Here is a 23,209-nt window from a genome sequence, read left to right as displayed (position 1 = left end):
GACCACCAGGTCGGCCCCGGATCGTTTCAGGCCGTCAGGATCGAGCGGTCGATCTCGGCGATGCTGCGGACGCCGGTGAGCGCCATTGCCACGCGCATCTCGCGCTCGATCAGGGTCATCAGCAGGTCGATTCCCGCCTCGCCCCGTGCAGCCAGTGCATAGACCCAGGCGCGGCCGAGCAGCACGCCCTCCGCGCCCAGCGCCAGCATCCGCACCACGTCCAGCCCAGACCGGACGCCGGAGTCCGCCAGCACCGTCACCTGCCCGCGCACCGCATCGGCGATCGCCGGCAGCGCGCGTGCCGTCGACAGCACCCCGTCGAGCTGCCGCCCGCCATGGTTGGAAACGACGATCCCGTCCGCCCCGATCGCGACGGCCGAGCGCGCATCCTCGACGTCCAGGATGCCCTTGATGATCAAGGGCCCGTCCCAGGCGGCGCGGATCCATTCGAGATCGGCCCAGGAGATCGACGGATCGAAGTTCGCGCCGAGCCAGCCCATATAATCGTTGAGCCCGCTTTTCGCGCCAAGCACCGGCTCCAGATTGCCGAGCTGGTGCGGGCGGCCGCGCAGGCCCACGTCCCACGCCCATCTGGGCCGCCCCAGCGCCTGCAGCACCCGCTTGAACGAGGCACCCGGCCCCGACATGCCCGAATGGGCGTCGCGATAGCGTGCGCCCGGCACCGGCATGTCGACGGTGAATACCAGCGCTTCGGCACCCTGCTCCTTCGCCGTCGCGATCAGGTCGCGCATGAAGGCACGGTCGCGGATGACATAGAGCTGGAACCACAAGGGCCCGGAACCGCTCGCCCGCTTCACCTCGGCCAGCGGGCAGATCGACACGGTCGACAGGCAGAACGGCACCCCGGCACGGGCCGCGGCCCGTGCCGCCTGGGTTTCCCCCCGCCGATGGTACATGCCGCTGATGCCGACCGGCCCCAGCCCGACCGGCAGCGCCATCCGCCGCCCGAACAGACTAGTGCCAAGGTCGATCTCCGCCACGTCGCGCAGCACCCGCTGGCGCAGCGCGATGTCGGCGAGGTCCGCCACATTGCGCGCCATCGTATGCTCGGCATAGGCACCGCCGTCCGCATAATCGAACAGGAAGCGCGGCAGCCGCCGCCGCGCCGCCTCCCGGAAGTCGAGCGTGGAGGAGACGATCATCGCCCTAGTACCGGACTTCGGCCGAGACCGCGTACTGCTCGATCGACTCCGGCTTCATCTCGATCGAATAGCCCGGCCGCGTCGGCGGCATATAGGCGGCATCGCGGATGACGCAGGGGTCGACGAAATGCTCGTGCAGATGGTCGACATATTCGATCACCCGTCCCTCACGCGTACCGGCAAAGCACAGATAGTCGATCATCGACAGGTGCTGCACATATTCGCACAGTCCCACGCCCCCGGCGTGCGGGCACACCGGCAGGCCGTGCTTGGCCGCCATCAGCAGCACCGCCAGCACTTCGTTCACCCCGCCCAGCCGGCAGGCGTCGATCTGCACGACGTCGATCGCACCGGCCGCCATGAACTGCTTGAACAGGATGCGGTTCTGGCACATCTCGCCGGTCGCGACCTTCACGTCGCCGATGCCGCGGCGGATCGCGGCGTGGCCAAGCACGTCGTCGGGGCTGGTCGGCTCCTCGATGAACCAGGGCTTGGCAAACGCAAGCGCGTTCACCCATTCGATCGCCTGGTCGACTTCCCAGATCTGGTTGGCGTCGATCATCAGCTTGGCGTCGGGGCCGATCGCCTCGCGCGCGATGCGCAGCCGGCGGATATCGTCCTCCAGGTCGCGACCGACCTTGAGCTTGATGTGGTCGAACCCGGCGTCGACCGCTTCCCGCGCCAGCCGGTACAGCTTCTCGTCCGAATAGCCGAGCCACCCGGCCGAGGTGGTGTAGCAGGGATAGCCCTCTGCCTTCAGCGTCGCCACCCGCTCCGCCTTGCCCTCGGCGCGCTCGGTGAGCAGCGCCAGTGCTTCCTCGGGCGTGATGAAGTCGGTGATGTAGCGGAAGTCGATCGTGCGGACGAGCTCCTCCGGGCTCATGTCGGCGACGAGCTGCCACACGGGCTTGCCCGCCGCCTTGGCCCACAGGTCCCAGACCGCGTTGACGACGGCACCGGTGGCAAGGTGGATCGCGCCCTTGTCCGGCCCGATCCAGCGCAGCTGGCTGTCATTGGTGATGTGACGCCAGAAGCGGCCCGCATCCTCGGCGATCCAGTCGAGGTTGAGCCCGATCACGCGCTCGCGCAGGGCGCCGATCGCGGCCACGCAGATCTCGTTGCCGCGCCCGATCGTGAAGGTCAGGCCATGCCCCTCCAGCCCGGCGGCGTCGGTTTCCAGAACGACATAGGCCGCCGAATAGTCCGGATCCGGGTTCATCGCGTCCGACCCGTCCAGCGACTGGCTGGTCGGGAAGCGGACATCGCGGATGCGCAGGCCGGTGATCTGCGTCACGCGCGCGCCTCCACCACCCGCTGCGTCTGCTCGCCCAGGCCATCGATGCCGAGCCGCATCACCTGCCCGACGGAGAGGAACTTCGGCGGCCGCTGACCCAGGCCCACGCCCGGCGGCGTGCCGGTGGAGATGACGTCGCCCGGCTGCAGGCTCATGAAGCGGCTGAGATAGGCGATGATCGTGGGCACGTCGAACACCATCGTCGCGGTGGTGCCATCCTGATAGCGGTGGCCGTCGACCTCCAGCCACAGCCGCATCGAACCATGCGCCGGCGCCTCGTCGGCGGTGACCAGCCACGGGCCGATCGGGCCGAAGGTGTCGCAGCCCTTGCCCTTGTCCCAGGTGCCGCCGCGCTCCAGCTGGAAGGCGCGCTCGCTGACGTCGTTGATCACGCAATAGCCGGCGACATGGTCCATCGCATCGGCCTGGTCGATGTAGCGGCCGGGCTTGCCGATCACCACGCCCAACTCGACCTCCCAGTCGAGCTTGGTCGAATCGCGCGGCATCTCGACATCGTCGTTGGGCCCGCAGATCGCGCTGGTCCACTTGTTGAAGATCACCGGCTCCTTGGGCACCTCTGCCCCGGTTTCGGCGGCGTGGTCGCTGTAGTTCAGGCCGATGCAGATGAACTTGCCCACCTGGCCGACGCAGGCGCCGATGCGCGGGTCACCCTGCACGACCGGCAGCGTCTTCAGATCGAGGTCGGCAAGCGCAGCCAGACCTTCCGGGGTCAGCGTCGCCCCGGCGATGTCGGGAACGACGGAGGACAGGTCGCGGATCACGCCATCGGCGTCGAGCACGCCCGGCTTTTCCTGGCCCAGCGGGCCGTAACGCAGAAGCTTCATGTGGAAATACCTTTATGCTGAAAGGCGCTTGGGCTCAGTTGACCCAGCCGCCGTCGATCACATGGGTGGTGCCGGTGGTGAATGCGGACTCGTCGCTGGCGAGATAAAGCGCAAGCGCGGCGATCTCCTCGGGCCGGCCCAGGCGCCCGACGGGCTGGCGCGCAACGAACGCCGCGGTCGCCTCGGCAAGGTCGGTGCCCGATGCCGCCGCCTGTTCGGCGACGCGCTGGCGCAGCGACGGCGAGTCGATCGTGCCGGGGCAGATCGCGTTGCTGCGGATGCCCTTGGCGACATAATCCGCCGCGATCGCCTTGGTGAGGCCGATCACCGCCGCCTTGGTGGTGCCATAAGCGAAGCGGTTGGGAATGCCCTTCACGCTCGACGCGATCGAGGCGATGTTGATGATCGACCCCTGCTGCTGGTCCAGCATCCCGGGCAGGAAGGCGCGGCACAGCCGGTACATGGCGGTGACGTTGATGTTCATCGAAAAGGCGAACGCATCCTCGTCGCACGCCAGGATGTCGCCGGCGTGGACGAAGCCGGCGCCGTTCACCAGCACGTCGATTGCGCCGATCTGGTGCGGCAGCGCCGCCACCGCCTCGCGATCGGTCACGTCGAGCACGATCGGAGTCACGCCGGGTACGTTCGCCAGCAACTCGCCATTGAGGTCCGCGGCATAGACGGTCGCCCCTTCCGCCACGAACGCGTCGGCGATGGCGCGGCCGATGCCCTGCGCCGCAGCGGTCACCAGCGCGCGTTTTCCGTTCAGTCTCATGCCTGGGTCCTCGGATATGGTTGGAGTGTCACGGACGCACGGTCCGATCGGAAGGCGAACAGCGCAACCGCTGCGAAACAGACGAGCGGCAGCAGCATGGCGATGTGCAGGCCACCGGCGGCGCCCGCGACCAGGCCCATCAGCGGCGGCACGATCGCGCCCCCGATGATCGCCATGATGATCAGCGAAGCGCCGATGGAGGCGCGCGGGCCCAGGTCCCGCACGCCCAGCGCGAAGATCGTGGGGAACATGATCGACATGAACAGGCTGGTGAGCCCCAGTGCGCCGACCGCCACCCACCCGGACGAAAGCGCGGCGACCGCGCACAAGACGACGTTCACGGCGGCAAAGATCAGCAGCAGCCGGGTCGCCGCGATCCGCTGCATCAGCGCAGCACCGATGAACCGGCCGGCCATGAACAGGAACAGGCTGCCGGACAGCAGATAGGCCGCCGTCTTTTCGGGCGTGGCGGGAACGCTGTCCTTCACAAAGTCGACAAAGAAGCTCCAGATGCCGACCTGCGCCCCGACGTAGAAGAACTGCGCGACCACGGCCGCCAGCAGCCCCGGCGTCCGCAGCACCTGCCGCAATCCGTCATGTGCGTCGTCGCTGCGCGTCTGCACCTGGGGCAGGCGGACCATCGCGATGGCGACCGCGATCACCGCCACGATGCACGCCAGCACCAGATACGGCACCTGCACCATCTGCGCCTCGCTGATGCGATACGCCTCCAGCTGCGTGCTCGACATGGCAGCCAGCGTGGCCGAGTCATGCTCGACCCCGGAAAAGATGAACAGGCCGCCGATCGCAGGCGCCACCACCCCGCCGAAGCCGTTGAAACCCTGCGCCAGGTTGAGCCGCTGCGCCGCCCGCGCCGGATCGCCGAACGCAACCACATAGGGGTTGGCGCTCGTCTCCAGAAACGCGGCGCCCGATGCGAGCACGAACAGCGCGCCCAGGAACGCACCATATTCGCGCACTTCGGCCGCTGGCCAGAACAGCAACGCTCCCACCGCATACAGCGCAAGGCCGGTCAGGATGCCGGCGCGATAGCCGAAGCGGCGCGTCACCACGCCCGCCGGCAGCGCCATCACGAAATAGCCGATGTAAAAGACGAACTGGATCAGCCCGGCCTGCGCGCGGTTGAGGTCCAGCGCCTTTTGAAACTGGCGGATCAGGATGTCGTTGAAGTTGCCGGCCACCGCCCACAGAAAGAACAGGCTGACGATCAGCACGAATCCGACGCGATACCCCGGCAGGATCAACGGCCCATCTGATGGGGCATCGGAAGGCGTTCGTGCCTGGTGCATGGATCCTTGGTTCAAGCGTCCGCTCCTGGCTGCCCGTCCGTTTTCGGATCGGGGATGAAGCCGCAGCATGTGCAACGGCATTGCATATATGAAATTTCATGTCACAGGTAATGCGCGACGGCAAGAGAGGCAAAGGCCCCCGCGATGGTCCAGATAGACGCGCACCAGCATTTCTGGCGCTATTCGGCGGAGCGCTTCGGCTGGATCGAGCCCGGCGGCCCGCTAGCGTGCGATCGGATGCCGGAGGACGTCAAGCCGCTGCTCGATGCCACAGGCTTTGCCGGATGCGTGGCGGTGCAGGCCGAACAGGATGAAGCCGAAACCGACTGGCTGCTGTCGCTGGCGGCCGACCATTCCTGGATTCTCGGCGTGGTTGGCTGGACCGATCTGACGGCGTCCGATCTCGACACCCGGCTGGCGCGCTGGCGGGGCATGCCGCTGGTCGGCATTCGGCACATGGTGCAGGACGATCCCGATCCCCGCTGGCTGTTGCGCGCCGATGCCCAGGCGGGCGTGCGGACGCTGTTGGCTGAGGACCTCGCCTACGACATTCTCGTGCGCGGCAGCGCACAGCTATTGCAGGTGCCCGCCTTTCTCGACGCGGTCGGCGACGGCGCGCTGGTACTTGATCATGGCGGCAAGCCCGACATCGCCGGCGGCGAGTGGCAGCCCTGGGCCGACACCATCCGCGCGATTGCCGGACACCCCAACGTGGCCTGCAAGCTGTCCGGCCTGGTAACGGAGGCTGATCACGCCGCCTGGTCCGCGGACGAGATCGAGCGTTACCTGGACCATCTTCTCGCCTGTTTCGGTCCCGAACGGCTGATATTCGGTTCGGACTGGCCGGTGTGCACGCTCGCTGCCGATCATGGACAAGTCGTCGCGCTGGTCGACGCCTTCATCCAGCGCGCCTGCCCGGACCATCGCGCCGCCGTGTTCGGCGAAACGGCGCGGCGCCTCTACAAGCTTGCGGAGCCTCACGAATGAACCTGAACCTCGGCGGCAAGCTGGTCATCGTCACGGGTGGCGGCGCCGGCATCGGCGGTGCGATCTCGACGGTGCTGGCCGAAGAAGGCGCGATCCCGGCCATCCTCGGCCGCAGCCCGCTCGACCCTGCGTTCGAGGCGCAGATCCGTGCGCTCCAGCCGGCCACGATCTTCTGCCAGCTCGATCTGCGCGACGACGAAGCCTGCGCCGCCGCGGTCGCGCACATCGTCGCGCAGGGCCATGGCATCCACGGGCTGGTCAACAATGCCGGTGCCAACGACAACATCGGGCTGGAGGCCGGCACCGCCGCATTCGTGCAGTCGCTGACGAGCAATCTCGCGCATTACTACGGCATGGCGCATCATTGCCTGCCGCAGCTGAAGGCGAGCCGCGGCGCGATCGTCAACATTTCGTCCAAGACCGCGCTGACCGGCCAGGGGAGCACCAGTGGCTATGTCGCCGCCAAGGCGGCGCAGCTCGGGCTCACCCGCGAATGGGCGGCCGCGCTGATAGAAGACGGCGTGCGCGTCAACGCCGTGCTGCCGGCCGAGGTGATGACGCCCCTCTACCGCAACTGGGTCGAAAGCTTCGACGACCCGGCCGCAAAGCTGGCTGAAATCACGCAGCGCATCCCGCTCGGGCGCCGCATGACGACCGATCGCGAGATCGCCGACACGGTCGTGTTCCTGCTGTCGGACCGGTCGTCGCACACCACCGGCCAGTGGATCCTGCCCGATGGCGGCTACACGCACCTCGATCGCACGCTGACCTGAGCCGTCAGCCTCCGGCACCTGCCGGCTGAGCCGACAGCGCAAAGATGCGCTCGGCCGGCAACCACTTCTCGCCCGGCGCAGCGTCGGGCAGCGGCTGCTGCAACCGCGACATCAGTGCCTCCCACGCGACGATCTCCGGATCGGCGGCATCCGCGGCCGCCCTGGCCGCAGGATCGAACGCCGGTCCGGTCTTCATCATCATCACCAGCCGGTCACCGCGCTGATAGATCTCCATCTCCTCGATCCCGCTCGACCGGATCGACGCCACCACCGCCGATGGCACGGCGCCGGGACGGTGCCAGCGACGATATTCCTCGATCAGCGCTGCATCCTGTTTCAGGTCGAGCAGCAGGCAGTGCCACATGAAAGTCTTCCTCTTCTTGAACCCGCTCGCAGACGATGGGGGACGCCTCCCTTATCCCAGTGGCGGGATCACGCGCAGCTGTCGCAGTTGCTCGAACTGTTCGCGGAACATGTCTTCCGTGTCGATGCACGCGTGGAAACCCGCGCGCCGCGCCTTGATCGTGCTGCTGATGTTGTCAAAGCCGCTGTTGAAGATGAAGTCGCCGAAAGCCCAGGACGCCACCGCCTCATAGGCGATCGGCTGCAACCCGTGACGCTCGACCAGCCGCTCCCACAACGGGCCCTTGTCGGTCATATAGGTGACGAGCGGCGTCGGCACCGGGTCGGCCAGCGGCATGTCGAACATGGCCGCGATCTTGGGAAACATGTGCTGCCAGCGGAAATAGTCGCCGTTGGTGATGTTGAAGATCTCGTTCGCCGCGCCGGGCTCCGTTCCCGCCCAGTCCGTTGCCTGCGCCAGAATGTCGGCCGAACTCACCTGATAGAGGGCGCGATAGGCGGCCTCCGTGCCCGGAAAGCGTAGCGGGATACCCAGTTCCTTCGAGATCGTCGCATAGACCGCGATCACCGTCAGCAGGTTCATCGGATTGCCGACCGCAAAGCCGCAAACCGCTTCGGGCCGCAGCGCAGTGAAGCTCCAGCCTTTCCCCTTCTGTCGCTCGCGCAGGAAGTCTTCCTGGTCGTAGTAGAAATTGGGCGGCATCAGCCGCGGATCGTCTTCACGGGCAGGCGTCTTGAAGGGCCCCAGGTCGGCACCATAGGCCTTGCCGCCCTGATAGAAGCTGATGTGGCGAAGCCCGGGCGAGCTTGCCTCCACCGCATCGAGCAGGTTGCGCAGGATGGCGACGTTCACCGCGCTCTTTTCGGCAGCGGTCGCTTTCTCGATATAGGCGCCGAACACGATATGGGTCACGTCGTGCAGGTCGGCCAGCGCAGTCTGGGTTCCCGCAGCGTCCAGCAGATCCACGGCGACCAGCGGCACGCCGGGCAGCGCCGGCTCCGTCCGGCGTGACAATCCGATCACCTCGGTATCCGGCTGGGCGGCCAACCGCAGCGCCGCCGCCCGGCCGATCACCCCCTGCGCGCCCGCAACAAGCACTTTTCTACGCATAGCCGCTCCTGCTCAACCCATTGTGTTGCGCACAACTGCCGGGCGCGGCCATCGGTTCACCCCGGCTGGCAAGCGTGCGCCGAACGGGTGCGGCGTGCCGACGATGGGTGGCACCGAATGGCCTTGGCTGCGTTGAGAACGCCGACACAGCACGTTCTGTGCTTGAAAAAGGAGATCGTCATGACCGAAGCAACCGCCACCAAGTCGAACGGCAAGACCGCGCTTTCCGACGCGATCCGCACGCACTTCTCAGGCGATGCGCCGATCACGCAGAAGGCGACGAACTTCGCCAAGGCGCGCCCCTGGACCAGCGCTGCCTTTGCCGGCGTCGCGGCGATCGCCGTGCTCAACACCCTTCGCGGCCGCTGAGGCTCCGCGCGCCGGCTCCCGACTGGGAGCCGGCAGCGCTATTTCGCGCGCGCTTCCGCCGCGCTGTCCTTGCACCCTCCCACCGCGCACAGCAGGTCGCCGCGCTCGGCGCCGGCGGCCACCTGCCCCTGCCTGCGGTTCCGACTCAACTTTGGGTAGATACCGGCACAAGAATCTCTTGGCCCGGGCCGATTGCTCATCTGCATCATCTTCATTACCCATCAGCTCGATGGGATTTGGAGCAATCCTGGTGGCGAGTGCGGCAACTCACATGGATCGGGCGAGGAACGCCGCGTGGGCTTCGTCCCGGCGTGCTTGTCTGACCGGTGCCGTGGTCCGCACAACGCCCCCTCGAAGCGCGAGGGCGCCGGATCGGCGGGGCGCGCGCCTCGGCAGTCGCCTCCAGGAAAAGCGCCCGGCGCGGCGGTTCGGATGAGCAGGGATCCAATCCCCGAAAACCTCGAGTGGCTTGGCTCGGCGGTCGAGGCGCTCGGCGTGTCGCGCAGGCTGTGGCGCACTCGGGAAGGCGAAGCGCGAGACGTGGAGAGCTTTCCTTCACGGCGGGCCGTGGAACGCGATCTTGAGCTCCTGTTTGCCGCCCTCTACCCTCGCCGCCTGGGCGGACTTCGCGGAGGCAGCGACGAAGATGCCTTCGTCGGCAGCAAGCTGCGCACGGCGCTGAGCGGGTTCGAGGGGCAGCTGGCCGCCGAGTTCGGCTATTGGGCGAAGGAGGCACGAGCAGAGTTCGACCCGGATCAGGCGGCAAGCCTGGTACGCCTGTTCGCCGCGAGCCTGGGACAGGTGCGGCGCCAAGTGGACAGCGACATCGAAGCGGCCTTTCTGAGCGATCCGGCCGCGCGCAGCGTCGATGAGGTCCTGATCTGCTATCCCGGGGCGATCGCGTGCCTGCACCATCGATTGGCGCACGAGTTCTACAACCTGGGCGCGCCGATGGTCGCGCGCATGATCTCGGAGATCGCAAACGAGCGGACCGGGATCGACATCCATCCGGGTGCCACGATCGGTGCCGGCTTCTTCATCGACCATGGTACCGGCGTGGTGATCGGCGAGACGGCGGTGGTCGGCGAGCGCGTCCGGCTATATCAGCACGTCACGCTGGGCGCCCCGAGCGCGCCCGGCGAACTCGGCAGCGCACGCAGGTACATTCGGCACCCGACCGTGGAGGACGATGTCGTCATCTACGCGGGGGCAACGATCCTCGGCCCCGTCACGATCGGAGCCCGGTCGGTCATCGGCGGAAACGTGTGGCTGCTTTCGGACGTGCCGCCGGACAGCGTCGTCGTGCAGCCGGAAGCCCGCCAGCTGGAACGACGCGACGGCCACGCGCTCCGCGACATCCTGGCGGAGGCGGACTGATGGAGACGCGGCGACCGATCGTCGGCCTGTTGTGCTGCAACGAACTGGTGGATCGCGCCGTGCAGACGGTGGCAACCCGTTTCCTGCTGCCGCTGGCGAGCGTGTCGCGGACTTCGACGCTTCTCGTCCCGGCGGTCGCCGATACCGCGGACGTGCAGGGCTTCGCGGCGTTGTTCGACGCGCTGCTTCTGACGGGATCGCGCTCCCATGTCGGCCCGGAGCGCTACGGCGCTGGACCGCCCTGCCCGGATTGGCCGGTCGACCCGGAGCGGGACGAAGTCGCCCTCGCTCTTGCCGGACGCATGATCGAGATGGGCAAGCCGGTGTTCGGCATCTGCCGGGGCATGCAGGAGATCAACGTGCTGTTCGGAGGCTCGCTTTCCTCGGAGGTGTGCCGGGGCCGTCATCACCGCGGCTTTCTTCCGGCCGGCGAGTATGATCGGCTGTTTCAGCATCGCCACGACGTCGAGCTTGCGTCGAACGGCCGCCTGGCCACGCTCACAGGCGAGCGGCGGCTGCGCGTGAACTCGGTCCATGAGCAGGCGGTGGACAGGCTTGGTGCTGGCCTCTCCGTTGATGCGGTGTCCGCCGACGACGGCATCATCGAAGCGATCCGCGGGGACGGGTGCGGCGCCGAAGTCCTGGGCGTGCAATGGCACCCGGAGTGGGACGTGGCGACGAGCACCGCCAGCCAGGCCTTCTTCAAGCGGATCGGAGAGGCCGCGCGTTCCACCAACGGCGGCAACTAGGCGACGGGTTCAGGGGCGGCGCGGCGCCCTGCCCCTGCCGGTCAGAGTCCCTCCCCGCCGACCCAGTGTGCGTTGGCGAGGGTGCGGGCAAGGCTCCACGTCTGCACGCGCAGGTCGGGCACCGCCACCACCTCCCAGGACGCACCGCGCGTCATCGGACCTACCGCATAAAGCCACGGCTGCGGCCGTCCGTCCGCGCCGATCGTCCGGCTCGTGGCATCCACGTCGACCCCCAGTCGCAAGGCGTCCGGCCGGATCGTTCCGGCCTGCACCAACTGGGCGAGCAACCGTTCCTGCGTCCGCAGCAGATCGCCCTGCGGCCCGGTACAGTTGATGATCCGCCGGAACGGGCGGCGCTGGAGCTCGGTTGCGCCCCGCGGCCGATACGCAACCGCGACCCCGCGCCCCTCGGCCTGGGCCGCGGCAAGCTTGGCGGCTGCGAACCGCAGCTGCCCGCGCGCGACCATGGCGTCGATCCGGGATCCGACCGATGGCGCCAGGCGATGGCGATGCACATCCCAGAAGGGCCGGAGGTGGCGAAGGAAGCGCGCCCGTGTCGGTCCATCCGCCCCCTCCCACAACAGCTGGGTGACGGGACGCAGCGCATCGACGGCGTTGCGCCAGCCGACGGTCTCGGCAGCAGTGCGGACGCTGCGGACCAGCGCGGACAGGGTATCCGCGGGCTTCTCGCCCGCGGGCGTGACCGGAGGCTGACCGTCGACATGCGGGCGTGGGCGCAGTCCGCGCCGGGACATGGCGGTGATCGATCCGCGAAAGCCCCGGCGTTCGAGCAGCAGCGCCGCATCGATCGCCGTCAGACCGGTCCCGAGCAGCAGGACTTCGTCCCCGTCGGTCAGGCCTTCCGCGATATCGGCCGCCCAGGGATCGTCGCAGTACAGGTCGCTCGACAGCGAGCCGACATCGATGCCGGCCGGCGGGTGCGGCGGCAGGTTGCCGAGCGCCAGCACGGCGCGGTCGCATTGGAGCAGTTCCCCGCTCTCCAACAGCGCCTCAACCCGCTGGCCTGCCGGATCGAGCGCAACGACCTCTCCGTCGATCAACGACAGCCGGTCGCCACCGTCGCGACGGGCATCTTCCAGCAGTTCGCGCAGATACCGGCCATAGACGGTGCGCGGCACAAAGCTTGCGGGGCCACCGAGCGACTGATCGGCGAGCCAGCGGGCGAAGTGATCGCGATCGTCCGGAAAGGCGCTCATGTTGGCCGCGCGGACGTTCAGCAGGTGGCTCTCGTCGGCCGCGCTATACGCCACCCCGCGCGCGAGTTGATCGCGCCGACGCTCGACCAGGGTGACTCGCGGGCCATCATGCCGAAGCAGGTTGATCGCCAGCAGCGTCCCCGAGAAGCCGCCGCCGACGATCAGCACATGGTCGTCGGCGGTCAAGGTGGAGGTCGCCATCACAGACCCAGTTCGGCCATTTCCACCACCCGGTGCTCGCGCGCGCTGATCTCTGCCGCAGCCCCGATCGCGACCGCGCGCAGCCCGTCCTCGGCCGTGACCTCGACCGGTGCCTCGCCGCGCACGGCTGCCGCAAAGGCGGCATGCTGATAGTAGGTGGCGCCATGATGCGATCCGGCCCGCATTGCCGAATCCTCGACCGCCACATGAGTCCGCTCGACCGACTTGGGCCCGCGCCAGTCCACGCGGGGGCTGAACACCAGATCGCCCGGCGGGATCAGCACATCGAGCCGCGCCTTGTCGCCGGTTGCAGAGATTTCCTCCTGATGCTCGGCCCCTTCCGCGAACATGCACAGGTCGAGCATCGCCCGCACGCCGTTCGCAAACTCCACGGTGGTGAAGCTGTTGTCGAGGATGTCCGGCCGCTCGCCGTGATACCGTTCGTCCAGGTGGTTCACGTCCTGCCCACCCGAGCAGAACACGCGCACCGGCTCCGACGCCACGATCAGCCGCATGAGATCAAAGAAGTGGCAGCACTTCTCGACCATCGTGCCCCCGGTGTTGCGCGAGAAGCGGTTCCAGTCGCCCACCTTGTGGAGAAAGGGAAAGCGGTGCTCGCGCATCGACAGCATCTGCAGGCGCCCGACCCGCCCGCCGTGCACCTGCTCGATAAAGGCCGCGGCCGGCGGCATGTAGCGATATTCCATGCCGGTCCAGAACGGGGCCGCGCGCTCCGCCGTCCGCTCGACGATCCAGCGCGCGTCTTCCATGGTCGTCGCGAGCGGCTTTTCGCACAGGATCGCAACATCGGTGGCGAACAGCGGCTCCAGCACGGCGCGGTGCGTGTAGTTGGGCGAAGCGACGACGACCGCGTCGACCCGCGCCTCCCGCGCGAAGCGCTCCACGTCGGCAAATGCCGCAACCGATCCCGCAGCAGCACCCAGTGCATCGCGCGCCCAGTCGAGCGACGTGGCCACCGGGTCGGCGATCGCCACGACCTCCGCGTCGGGCAGGATCTCGATGTTGCGGATGTGCTCGACCCCCATCATGCCGGTGCCGACGATGCCGTAACGAACGGTTGAACTCATGACGGTATTCCTATTTAGGTGATGGGCATATGCACAAGCTCGTCCCGGACCGCCAGCCCCGCCCCCTTGGCACCAGTGAAATCCTCGTCTCCCCGCTCGCCTGGGGCATGTGGCGGATGACCGGATCCGTGTCCGCCGCCGCGGTGCTGGTTCATGCAGCGCTCGACGCCGGGATCACCCTGTTCGACACTGCCGACATCTATGGCTTCGACGCGCCGGAGGGCTTCGGCGGGGCCGAGGCGCTGCTCGGCCAGGTGCTGGCTGCCGACCGGAGCCTGCGCGGGCGGATCGTGCTTGCGACCAAGGGCGGCATCACGCCCCCGGTGCCCTATGACTCGAGCTCGGCCTATCTTGAGGCAGCCTGCGACGCATCGCTCCGGCGGCTTTCGACCGACGTCATCGACCTCTACCAGATTCACCGGCGCGACTTCCTGACCCATCCGCAGGAGGTGGCGGCGACGCTGACCCGGCTGGTCGAGGCGGGCAAGGTCCGCGCGCTCGGTGTCTCCAACTACAGCCCGGCGGAATTGAGCGCGCTGCAGCGGTTCCTGGACCTGCCGATCGTCTCCACCCAGCCGGAGTTCTCGCCTGTCCGGGTCGCGCCTTTGTACGACGGCACGCTGGACCAGGCGATGGCGGAGCAGCGCACCGTGCTCGCCTGGTCCCCGCTCGGCGGCGGACGGCTGACGGACCCGAACCATCCCGCCGGCGCGCTGCTGGCGGAACAGGGTGCAGCCTATGGGGTCGATGCCGCTGCGGCGGCACTCAGCTGGATCATGGCGCATCCGGCACGCATCATCCCGATCGTCGGTTCGCAGAACGCCGCGCGCATCCGCGCGGCGACAGATGCGTTCAGGGTCGAATGGGACCGCGCGCGCTGGTACGCGGTGATGCAAGCGGGAACCGGGGAGCAACTGCCATGAAGCCGTGCGAGGTCAGCTGGTTCTCGGCGCTGTGCGACGACGACTATGAATTCCTGGGCGTACCGGATCCGAAGCTCGCCTCGAGCTTCGAGCATTGCCGCGACATCGTGCTGCAGGCGGAAAGCCGCGGCTTCGACAATGTTCTGCTGCCGTCCGGCTATGCGCTTGGCATCGACACGACGGCGTTCGCGGCAGCGATGGCGGCACTGGTCCGGCGCATCCGCCTGTTGATGGCGGTGCGTATCGGCGAGAGCTGGCCGCCGCAGCTTGCGCGCCAGATCGCCACCATCGACCAGATGCTCGGCGGCCGGCTGACCGTCAACATCATCTCCAGCGACCTGCCGGGCCAGACGCTGGAAAGCGCGCCGCGCTACCGCCGCACGGTGGAGGCGATGCACATCCTGCGCACGCTGCTGAACGGCGAACACCTCCACCACGACGGCGAGTTCTGGCAGCTCGACGTCGCGCCGCCGCGGCTCACCACCGTCTCGGGCAGGTGCCCACCGTTCTACTTCGGCGGCCTGTCGCCGGCGGCGCGGGAGGCCGCGGCAGAAGGCGCGGACGTCTATCTGATGTGGCCCGACACGCTGGACGGCGTGCGCGGCATCGTTTCCGACCTGACGGAACGCGCTGCCAGCCGCGGCCGCACCCTCAAGTTCGGCTATCGCGTGCATGTCGTGGTTCGGGAGACCGAGGCTGAGGCGCGCGCCGCCGCCGACCGGTTGCTGTCCAAGCTCGACGCCGCGACCGGGGATGCAATCCGCGCCAAGTCGCTCGACAGCCAGTCGGCGGGCGTTGCGCGCCAGGCGGAGCTGCGGGAGGAAGCCGCGCGGCAGGACGGCTATATCGAGCCGAACCTGTGGACCGGCATCGGCCGTGCGCGTTCCGGCTGCGGCGCGGCGATCGTCGGGGATCCCGATCAGGTTCTCGCCAAGCTGAACGCCTATCGCGAGGCAGGGATCGAGGCATTCATCCTATCGGGCTACCCGCATGCGGCGGAGGCGGACCTGTTCGCACGCCATGTGCTGCCCCGTCTCGACCACGCGCCGCTTGCCGTCTGATCGCCTGAACGCATGACGCCGGCCCCGATCTCGCGCAGCCGCGCGTGGCTGCTGTTCGCGCTGCTGTGCGCAGCCGGCATCTTCAACGCGATGGATCGTCCGATCATCGCCATCCTGAAGCCGGACATGTCGGCCGAGTTCGGCTGGACCGACGCGGATTTCGGCCGGCTGGCTGCAGTCACCCAGTTCGCGGCGGCCCTCTCCTTCCTGTTCACCGGCTGGCTGATCGACCGGCTGGGGGTGCGGCGATCCATGGTCGCCGGGGTCACCGCGTGGAGCCTGGCAGCCGTGGCGCACGGCTGGGCCATGACCGGCTGGCAGGTCGTTGCCGCGCGCATCGGCCTGGGCGCGACCGAGGCGGTGCAGACGCCGCTCACCATCAAGACGGTTGCCATCCTGTTCGGGCCCAAGCTGCGCTCGCTCGCGATCGGCGCGGGAACCCTGATCGGCGCGGCCGGCACCATCGCGCTGCCGTTCTTCATCCCGCTACTTGCCGCCACCTGGGGCTGGCGGGGGGCGCTGATCTTTGCCGGCGCGGGAGGCTTTCTGATCCTGGGGCTGTGGTGGATCGCCGCCCGGGGGATCGTGTTCGACGATCGCGCCGAGGCTCGGTCCGCCGAAGATACCGAAGGGACAGCCCCCTATGGGCCGATCCTGCTGGAGCGGCGGACCTGGGCAATCGTCGTCGCCAAGGCCCTGTCCGACGCGACCTGGTGGTTGCTGAACTTCTGGCTTCCCGATTTCTACCGGCGCGAACTGGGGCTCTCGACAGAGCAGCTTGGCATCCCGCTCGCGATTGCGTTCCTGGGCTCCGGTCTCGGCGCCCTGCTCGCCGGATGGGTATCCGACCGCCTTCTGGCGGCGGGCTGGCCCGCCCAGCGCGTACGGCGGACGGTGATGCTCGTCTGCGCGCTGCTGGTCACCCCGGTTCCCCTGGTCCTCCATCTGGGCAACTTCTGGGCCGTGACCATCATGATCGGGGTGGTGCTGGCCGGGCACCAGGGCTTCTCGCTCAGCATCTTCGGCACGATCACCGACATGGTGCCGCCTGCCAAGGTCGCCAGGGTGACCGCCTTTGGCGCTTTTTGCGGCAACATGGGCGGAGTGGCGATCGTCTGGATCACGGGTTTGGTGCTGGCTGCAGGCGGCGGATACCTGCCGCTCTTCCTGTTCGCGGCAGCATCCTATCTGCTGGGCTTCGCCTGGATCCGCACGGTCATGCCCAAGCCAACACCTAAAGCGTGACGACGCGCCCGCGAAGCAAAGGCTTATTCCTATTTAGAAGCTGGGAGATATAACGCTCGCCGAGAACTGACCTGGGGAGCCTGTATGAAGCTTGTTTTCGCACGATCGGGTGTTGCAACCGCTGCCGTGGCGATCGCCCTTGCTGCGCCGGCCGCGGCTCAGGAAGTTGCCGCAGGGTCCGCGCCGGTCGCAGCCCAGGAGCAGCGCGGCGCAGAGATCGTCGTCACCGCCCAGAAGCGGGAGGAGCGGCTGCAGGACGTGCCGGTCGCCGTGTCGGTCGTGAGCGGCGACCTGATCGCGCAGCAGGGCGGCATCAACCTGGAAAGTGCGCAATACCTCGTCCCCACCCTCAACTTCCGCAAGGCGGGGACCAGCATCAACCAGTCGCTGTTCCTGCGCGGGGTCGGCACCTCCACCTTTTCGATCGCGGGTGAACCCTCCGTCTCCACCGTCGTGGACGGCGTCGTCTACAGCCGCGCGGGCGAAGCGTTCAGCGACCTGGTCGATATCGAGCGGATCGAGGTGCTGCGCGGACCGCAGGGCACGCTGTTCGGCAAGAACGCTTCCGCGGGCGTCATCAACATCGTCAGCAAAAAGCCCGGCGACACCTTCTCAGGCTATGCCGAGGGCGGCTTCTTCTTCGGGAACGGCAACGAATATCGCGCCCGCGCCGCCGTCGACGTACCGCTCGGCGAGCATGTGGCGACGCGCGTCACCGGCTTCTACAGCGACTATGACGGTAACCTCTTCAACGAGGCGTCGAATGTCGACCGGCGCGTCAACGGCTTCAAGCGCTGGGGCGTACGCGGGATCCTGGTCGCCGATCCCACCCCGGACCTCACCATCACGCTGATCGGCGACTATCGGCGGGCGAACGACGACTGCTGCGCCGAAGTGATCGGCACCACGCCGACCAATCTTGCGGCACAGGTGCTGCCCACCGCCAAGGGCGACGAGACCCGGCGCATCCGGCAGAACCTGGTCACCGCCACCAACGAGGAGAGCTATGGCGGCTCGCTCCAGATCGATGCGACGCTGGGCGCAAACACCGTCACCTCCATCACCGCGTGGCGACGCTACGACAATGAGGAGATCCGGGACGGTGACTGGCTCGACCAGCCCTATGCCAATGCCGGGCTGAACGAGCTGCACGATTTCGGCCCACAGGTCGGCAAGACCTTTACCCAGGAGCTACGCCTCACCTCGCCGACCGGCGGGCTGATCGAGTATGTCGGCGGCCTCTTCTACAGCTGGGCTGATACGGAGCGCACCTTCCGGCGCGACGTCACCGTGTGCGCACCCAATGGCGATAGCCTCACCACCTGCGATGCCTCTGGCGTGACCGTCACCCGGCCCACCGGTACGGCGACCTTTGGGTCCACCTTCAAGAACCTCGCCGCCTTTGGCCGCTTCACCGTGAACCTCAGCGATCGGCTGCGGCTGCTGGGCGGCATCCGCTTCACGCATGACCAGCTGAACGTGTTCCACAGCCGTCAGACGGCGCTGGCCGGCGCGGGCATCCAGCCGAACTTCGACCAGGGCGTGTACGACCGCTACCTCGAGCTTGTGGCCGGCGGAGTAGCTCCCACGACTGCCCAGACCCAGGCGGTCGCCGCCTCCAACGGTGTGCCCTTCACTGCCAAGACGACCAACGACAACTGGTCGGGCATGGCCGGTGCCCAGTTCGACCTGAGCCGCAACCACACGGTCTATGCGACCTGGACCCGCGGCTATAAGGGGCCGGCGTACAACATCTTTTACAATCTGACCGGCACGGGCACCAACGTCATCGAGCCGGAGACGGTCGACAGCTACGAAGCTGGTATCAAGAACACGCTGTTCGACGGGCAGCTGGTGCTCAACATCGCCGGCTATTACGCCAAGTACGACAATTTCCAGGCGAACAACCCGGATGTGGTCGCTGGCGTGCTCGTCACCCGCTTCACCAATGCAGGCGAGATTTCGACCCGCGGTGCCGAACTCGACCTGATCTGGAACCCGGCGACCGACGTCTCGATCTCGGGCGGCCTCGCCTATACCGATGCCCATGTCGATCAATTCCGCCAGCCGACCGGCACCGTCACAGGAGTGATCGAGGCCGGCACGCGGCTGCCCTATGCGCCCGAATGGAAGGCCTCGCTTGCCGGCGATTGGCGGATCCGCACCGGCGGCGCGATCGACCTCGGCCTCAACGCGCAGGCGTCGTGGCAGTCGGAACAGATCAGCCAGTTCGACGCGTCGGAGGCAATCCGCGCGGCAACCACGATCGGGGACTATGCCCTGGTGGACGCAGGGCTGTCGCTGATCGACCCGCAGGACCGCTTCCGCATCGCTTTCCAGGTCAAGAACCTGTTCGACCAGAGCTTTGCCGCGTCGATCACCAGCGGCGGGCCTGGCGGAAGCTACCGCTACATCATCCCGCGTGAGGCGGACCGCTACTTCGGAGTCAACGGCCGGTTCAACTTCTGACGCGAAGCACGCGCCAAGTCCCGACCGAGCGGCGATGCTCGGTCGGGCAAGCCCTCATGGTCGCAGCTTGCATCCCCCGGCGATCCGCACCGGGCTGCACCCGGCCATTGCGCCGCCCGGCAGGGTCACCACGAAACCGGTGCCAATCGGATCGGGAGCTCCGGGATAATAGTCGGTGCTGACTGCCTGAGCACCGCTTGCGAACGCGGCCTTGGCCTTTGCGTGATCCCGCGCGCGCGCCTCGACCGTGTTGGCGTCGGTGCGGGTGCGCACGATCACGCCCTCGCGAACCCAGCGCCGGATTTGCTCACCGTCCACCAGCGGGTCCTGGACGATCTGCATTGCGGATTCGGGCTGGCCCTCCGGATACCAACCAAACATCGCCCGTCCCGCAAGCGAGGGATGGCCGACCCGGTAGACGTCGGACACGGGTGCCCGCACGTCAAGCAGGAAGAAGATCCGGCCGCGCGCCTGCGCAAGCGTCGGCCACCCCTGTCCGCGGATCGCCTCGCGCAGAGTGGACGCACGCCCCCGCACATCATCCGGCGTGATGAGGCGCCCGGCCGGCAGGACGGACCGGACCTCGCCGTCGAGCGCGTCGAGCAGCGCGGCATTGTCGAGCGGCAGCGGATCGCTGATCCCCGGCCGCCCCGACGGGGTGTCGGCAGCGTTGAGGGTGATCATGATCGGCAGATGATCGGGGTGCGCGCGCGACCAGCGGTCGACCTCGCTAAGGCAGCGCACCAGCGTCGGGCAGGTGCTGAGATAATCCACGTCGGGAATGTGGAAGACCTTGAAGCCGGGCTTGAGCATCGCCGCGCGATCGAAGCTGGTGGCTTCCCCCGCCGCCCGCGCCCAGGCCTCACCCTTGGGATTGGCGTAGCGCCCGCCCTCAGGGTCGGCGAAGATGTCGAGCTCGATCTGGCGAACGCCGGCGTCGAGCTGCTGTGCCAGCGGCAGGTGATAATACTCCAGCCCGTCAGCCAGCTTCGGCTCGGCGGCACGGAGCTTCGCCATCACTGCGGCCGGAATCCGCGCCTTGAAGCTGTTGTGCGAGCCGACGACCTGGATGTCGTTCATCGCCCGCGGCGTTGCCGCGCCGGTCGAAACCAGCGCGGCGGCGGCAAGAAGGATCGCCTTGAGCATCAGAACTGCGCCCGCACGCCGAACAGGATGGTGCGGCCGTAGTTGTTGATCTCGCCGAACTGCAGCTCGCGGTCATTGTAGCTGTAGGTATTGGCATTGGCGATGTTGATCGCCTCCACGCTGAACATCAGCTGCTCGGTCGCGCGGATCGAGAAGTTGCCGTCCAGCGACCCGAACGCCGCCTGATAGGTCGGCGCCTGGGTCGTGCTGCCGATGCCGGTCAGATACTTGTCGCGCCAGGTGTAGGACAGCCGCGTCGACAGCGGCCCCTTGTCGTAGAAGCCGACCACGTTGAAGCTGTTCTTGGACAGGCCGATCAGCTGATCCTTGATCGGCCGCGCGCCCGCCGTGTAGTCGGCCTGCACCGACGTGTGGGTGTAGGACGCCTGGAAACCCAGGCCGTCGAACGGCGCCGGCAGGAAGGTGAACACCTGGTTGTAGGCGACTTCCGCGCCATAGACCTTGGCGTTGCCGCCGTTGACCTGTGTGCTCAGCAGCACGGTACCGCGCCCCGGAATTTCGACGTTGATGTTCTGCGCGGTGATGTAGTCGTCCATCGCCTTGTAGAACAGCGCACCCGTCAGCGAACCGGCACGGTTGAAATACCATTCCAACGAGCCGTCGAACTGGGTCGCCAGGAACGGCTGCAGCGCCGGGTTGCCGCCGCTTGCGGTCGGCTGGTCGGTGGAAACGCTGATCTGCGGCGCGCTCTGCGTCACGTTGGGGCGGGTCAGCACGCGGCTGGCGGCCAGTCGCGCGACCAGGTCGTGGGTCAGCTCGGCGCGCAGGTTGAAGCTCGGCAACCAGTTGCTGAACGTCTGCGGGAAGCTTGCCGGAGTCGCCACAGTGCCCGTGGTCAGCGTTCCGCTCGCCACCTGGTCGGTGTGGACGTAGCGCACGCCGACGTTGCCGGTGACGGCGACGCTGCCGACCGGGAAGCCATAGTCGGCGCGGACATAGCCGCCAGCCGTCTCCTCGGTGACCACATAGGAGGCGCGCAGGTCGCCCGCGGTCAGAGGCGCGTTGGCGATCGCGTCGGTGAACAGCTTGTCGAAGAACACGTCCGTGATCGGCACCAGCCAGGTGCGCGGATAATCGCCATCGACGCCTGACAGGAAATCGTCGAACGGGATCTGCTCAAAGCCGTCCGGCGCAAAGCCGGTCAGCGTCGTGCCCGCCGCCGGCGTGACGGTGAAGTCGCGGCGCCAATAGTCGCGCTTGCGCCAGTGGTACTCGCCGCCCGCGCTCAGCTTGGTGAGGAACCCGTCCATCTCGCGGTCGACGTCGAACCGGCCATAGGTGTCCCAGTCCTTGCTGTTCTTGGGCGCGATGTTGAACGGGTAGAGCGTGTAGTTGGCCGGATCGAGCACGTCGGTCGGCGTGGAGATCGTCGGCGCCACCTTGTAGCCCTCCGACGCGTCATAGGTGAGCGGCGCGAAGAACTGGATGCGGCTGCGCACCGTGCCTTGGGCATAGCTCGGGTGGTAGCTGTGCGCGTAGGACCAGTTGGCATTGGCGACCACATGCCAGCGGCCCGGGTTCCACGCCTGCTTCAACCCGACCGTGATCAGGTCGTGGCGGTTGAGGCTGTATTCGCGCGTGCCCATGAAGCGCACGTCGTTGATGGTCGCAGCGACGACCGTGTTGCCGTCGAGCTTCACCGACTCCGGCACGATGACCGGGCGGTGCCCAGCCACACTGGTGTCGTCGGGATAGATGTCGAGGCCATATTCGTCATAGGCCACGTCCAGACGGGTCGCGAGCACGTCGAGCGTGGTCTCGAATTCTGCGCTCGGCTTCCACTGGGCCGACACCATGCCCGACAGGCGCTTGCGGTTCTCGGTCTCCACCGTCGGGCGCGTGCGGCCCGGCGTGTAGAAGCCCTCGCCCAGCGCCGACACGAACTTATCCAGGTACCAGCCCGTGTTGTAGGTGCGGTCGTTGCGCACCTCCTTTTCCCAATATTGCCCGGCGATCAGGAAGCCGAGCGTCCCCTCGCCGTTCTCGAAGCTGGTAAGCGCCGTCGCGTTGGGCTTCACCTTGTCGGCGAGCGTCGTATAGGTGCCGCGCAGGTTGAGCGTGGTCTTGTTGCCCACCTCCAGCGGGCGGAACGTGTGCACGTCGATGTTGCCGCCCAGCGCACCCTCGGTCATGTCCGGCGTCGGCGTCTTCACCACGTCGATCTGCGACACGAACTCGGCCGGCAGCATCTCGAACCGGAACTGGCGGCCGTTGGCGCCGCCATTCTCGATCAGGTCGTTGATGGCGACCGGCCGGCCGTTGAGCAGCGTGCTCTGGAACTGCGGCCCCAACCCGCGGACGCTGACATACAGGCCCTCGCCGCGCGGGCGGGTGATGGCGACACCCGGAACCAGCTGCAGTGCTTCCGCCACGTTCTGCGCGGGGAATTTGCCGATGTCGGTCGCGTTGATCGCATCCACACCAAAGGCGGCCTGCCGCTTGGTTTCGGTCGCGGCAGCCAGGCTCTCCGCATAGGAACCGACGACGACGATCTCGCCCCCGCTTTCGGCCTCGCTGCCGGTCACCGCGTCGGGCGTCTGCTCGCCGTTGGTGGACGCGCTGGCGTTGGTCTGTGCGATGGCGGTCGGCGCGGCGCCCAGTGCCGCGAGCGTGAGCGGCAAGGTCGCCCAGAGCAGGCGCGAATAATGTAACATGTCGTGTGTTCTCCCCCTCGGACCGCTAGGTCCGAACGGGCGCCCTCTAGGCAGCACTTGTTGCAAGA

Annotated in this window: 20 protein-coding genes; 9 read left to right on the top strand and 11 right to left on the bottom strand. The window is 67.6% G+C overall.

Features of this window, described 5'->3' with window-relative positions; all coding sequences use genetic code 11:
- Window positions 1-26: 26 nt before the first annotated feature.
- The 5 genes from lldD to fucP are packed head-to-tail and all read right to left on the bottom strand — an operon-like array spanning window position 27 to window position 5,387.
- Window positions 27-1,163 (bottom strand): FMN-dependent L-lactate dehydrogenase LldD, encoded by a 1,137-nt coding sequence (gene lldD, locus LK533_RS00690; protein ID WP_229360644.1) that lies wholly within the window; start codon window positions 1,161-1,163, stop codon window positions 27-29.
- A 4-nt stretch (window positions 1,164-1,167) separates the two neighbouring features.
- Window positions 1,168-2,457, bottom strand: a complete 1,290-nt coding sequence (locus LK533_RS00685; RefSeq protein ID WP_229360643.1) for an L-fuconate dehydratase — start codon at window positions 2,455-2,457, stop codon at window positions 1,168-1,170.
- Complete coding sequence (locus tag LK533_RS00680; RefSeq protein WP_229360642.1) at window positions 2,454-3,302, bottom strand: fumarylacetoacetate hydrolase family protein; 849 nt, start codon at window positions 3,300-3,302, stop codon at window positions 2,454-2,456. The genes LK533_RS00685 and LK533_RS00680 overlap by 4 nt, the downstream gene beginning before the upstream one ends.
- 34 nt (window positions 3,303-3,336) lie before the next feature.
- Window positions 3,337-4,077: an SDR family oxidoreductase gene (locus LK533_RS00675; protein WP_229360641.1), complete on the bottom strand. Its 741-nt coding sequence runs from the start codon at window positions 4,075-4,077 to the stop codon at window positions 3,337-3,339.
- A complete protein-coding gene (gene fucP / locus LK533_RS00670; protein ID WP_229360640.1) occupies window positions 4,074-5,387 on the bottom strand; it encodes an L-fucose:H+ symporter permease in 1,314 nt (437 codons plus the stop codon). Before fucP ends, LK533_RS00675 begins: the two co-directional genes overlap by 4 nt.
- Before the next feature lie 144 nt (window positions 5,388-5,531).
- Between fucP and LK533_RS00665 the strand changes: the two genes are divergently transcribed.
- Together LK533_RS00665 and LK533_RS00660 are read left to right on the top strand one after the other, a co-directional pair.
- Entirely contained in the window at window positions 5,532-6,374 is an 843-nt protein-coding gene (locus tag LK533_RS00665) for an amidohydrolase family protein (protein WP_229360639.1), read from the top strand.
- Window positions 6,371-7,147, top strand: coding sequence for an SDR family oxidoreductase (locus LK533_RS00660; protein ID WP_229360638.1), 777 nt, complete (start codon window positions 6,371-6,373; stop codon window positions 7,145-7,147). Before LK533_RS00665 ends, LK533_RS00660 begins: the two co-directional genes overlap by 4 nt.
- Window positions 7,148-7,151: 4 nt before the next feature.
- Here the strand turns inward: LK533_RS00660 and LK533_RS00655 are convergent, their stop codons facing one another.
- Both LK533_RS00655 and LK533_RS00650 read right to left on the bottom strand, forming a co-directional pair.
- Complete coding sequence (locus LK533_RS00655; protein ID WP_229360637.1) at window positions 7,152-7,511, bottom strand: L-rhamnose mutarotase; 360 nt, start codon at window positions 7,509-7,511, stop codon at window positions 7,152-7,154.
- Between the two features lie 51 nt (window positions 7,512-7,562).
- The gene (locus LK533_RS00650; protein ID WP_229360636.1) at window positions 7,563-8,621 is read right to left on the bottom strand and encodes an SDR family oxidoreductase; all 1,059 of its coding nucleotides are present in this window, start codon (window positions 8,619-8,621) and stop codon (window positions 7,563-7,565) included.
- Window positions 8,622-8,801: 180 nt separating this feature from the next.
- On the opposite strand from LK533_RS00650, the gene LK533_RS00645 reads away from it, so the two are divergent.
- The 3 genes from LK533_RS00645 (at window position 8,802) to LK533_RS00635 (ending at window position 11,116) form a co-directional block, all read left to right on the top strand.
- Entirely contained in the window at window positions 8,802-8,990 is a 189-nt protein-coding gene (locus LK533_RS00645) for a hypothetical protein (protein ID WP_229360635.1), read from the top strand.
- A gap of 432 nt (window positions 8,991-9,422) precedes the next feature.
- The gene (gene epsC, locus LK533_RS00640) at window positions 9,423-10,367 is read left to right on the top strand and encodes a serine O-acetyltransferase EpsC (protein ID WP_229361720.1); all 945 of its coding nucleotides are present in this window, start codon (window positions 9,423-9,425) and stop codon (window positions 10,365-10,367) included.
- The gene (locus tag LK533_RS00635) at window positions 10,367-11,116 is read left to right on the top strand and encodes a gamma-glutamyl-gamma-aminobutyrate hydrolase family protein (protein ID WP_229360634.1); all 750 of its coding nucleotides are present in this window, start codon (window positions 10,367-10,369) and stop codon (window positions 11,114-11,116) included. The genes epsC and LK533_RS00635 overlap by 1 nt, the downstream gene beginning before the upstream one ends.
- A 41-nt stretch (window positions 11,117-11,157) precedes the next feature.
- Here LK533_RS00635 and LK533_RS00630 read toward each other — a convergent pair whose 3' ends face one another.
- Both LK533_RS00630 and LK533_RS00625 read right to left on the bottom strand, forming a co-directional pair.
- A complete protein-coding gene (locus LK533_RS00630) occupies window positions 11,158-12,534 on the bottom strand; it encodes an FAD/NAD(P)-binding protein (protein WP_229360633.1) in 1,377 nt (458 codons plus the stop codon).
- A complete protein-coding gene (locus LK533_RS00625) occupies window positions 12,534-13,622 on the bottom strand; it encodes a Gfo/Idh/MocA family protein (protein WP_229360632.1) in 1,089 nt (362 codons plus the stop codon). Before LK533_RS00625 ends, LK533_RS00630 begins: the two co-directional genes overlap by 1 nt.
- 29 nt (window positions 13,623-13,651) lie before the next feature.
- Between LK533_RS00625 and LK533_RS00620 the strand changes: the two genes are divergently transcribed.
- From LK533_RS00620 to LK533_RS00605, 4 genes are all read left to right on the top strand, one after another.
- On the top strand, window positions 13,652-14,545 hold the full coding sequence (locus LK533_RS00620) for an aldo/keto reductase (protein ID WP_229360631.1): 894 nt from the start codon (window positions 13,652-13,654) through the stop codon (window positions 14,543-14,545).
- Complete coding sequence (locus tag LK533_RS00615) at window positions 14,542-15,606, top strand: LLM class flavin-dependent oxidoreductase (protein ID WP_229360630.1); 1,065 nt, start codon at window positions 14,542-14,544, stop codon at window positions 15,604-15,606. The genes LK533_RS00620 and LK533_RS00615 overlap by 4 nt, the downstream gene beginning before the upstream one ends.
- Window positions 15,607-15,618: 12 nt before the next feature.
- A complete protein-coding gene (locus tag LK533_RS00610; RefSeq protein WP_229360629.1) occupies window positions 15,619-16,851 on the top strand; it encodes an MFS transporter in 1,233 nt (410 codons plus the stop codon).
- Between the two features lie 84 nt (window positions 16,852-16,935).
- Window positions 16,936-19,320 (top strand): TonB-dependent receptor, encoded by a 2,385-nt coding sequence (locus LK533_RS00605; RefSeq protein ID WP_229360628.1) that lies wholly within the window; start codon window positions 16,936-16,938, stop codon window positions 19,318-19,320.
- 54 nt (window positions 19,321-19,374) lie between these two features.
- On the opposite strand, the gene LK533_RS00600 is transcribed toward LK533_RS00605, so the two are convergent.
- Window positions 19,375-20,466 carry a Ca2+-dependent phosphoinositide-specific phospholipase C gene (locus LK533_RS00600; RefSeq protein WP_229360627.1) on the bottom strand — a complete coding sequence of 364 codons (1,092 nt, stop codon included), beginning with the start codon at window positions 20,464-20,466 and terminating at the stop codon, window positions 19,375-19,377.
- Complete coding sequence (locus LK533_RS00595; protein WP_229360626.1) at window positions 20,466-23,141, bottom strand: TonB-dependent receptor; 2,676 nt, start codon at window positions 23,139-23,141, stop codon at window positions 20,466-20,468. The genes LK533_RS00600 and LK533_RS00595 overlap by 1 nt, the downstream gene beginning before the upstream one ends.
- Between the last annotated feature and the right edge of the window lie 68 nt (window positions 23,142-23,209).

This window comes from Sphingomonas sp. PL-96, from assembly GCF_020707215.1.
Classification (GTDB): domain Bacteria; phylum Pseudomonadota; class Alphaproteobacteria; order Sphingomonadales; family Sphingomonadaceae; genus Sphingomonas.
The sequence above is the reverse complement of the archived record's forward strand: the minus strand, read 5'-3'. Positions and strand labels throughout refer to the sequence as shown.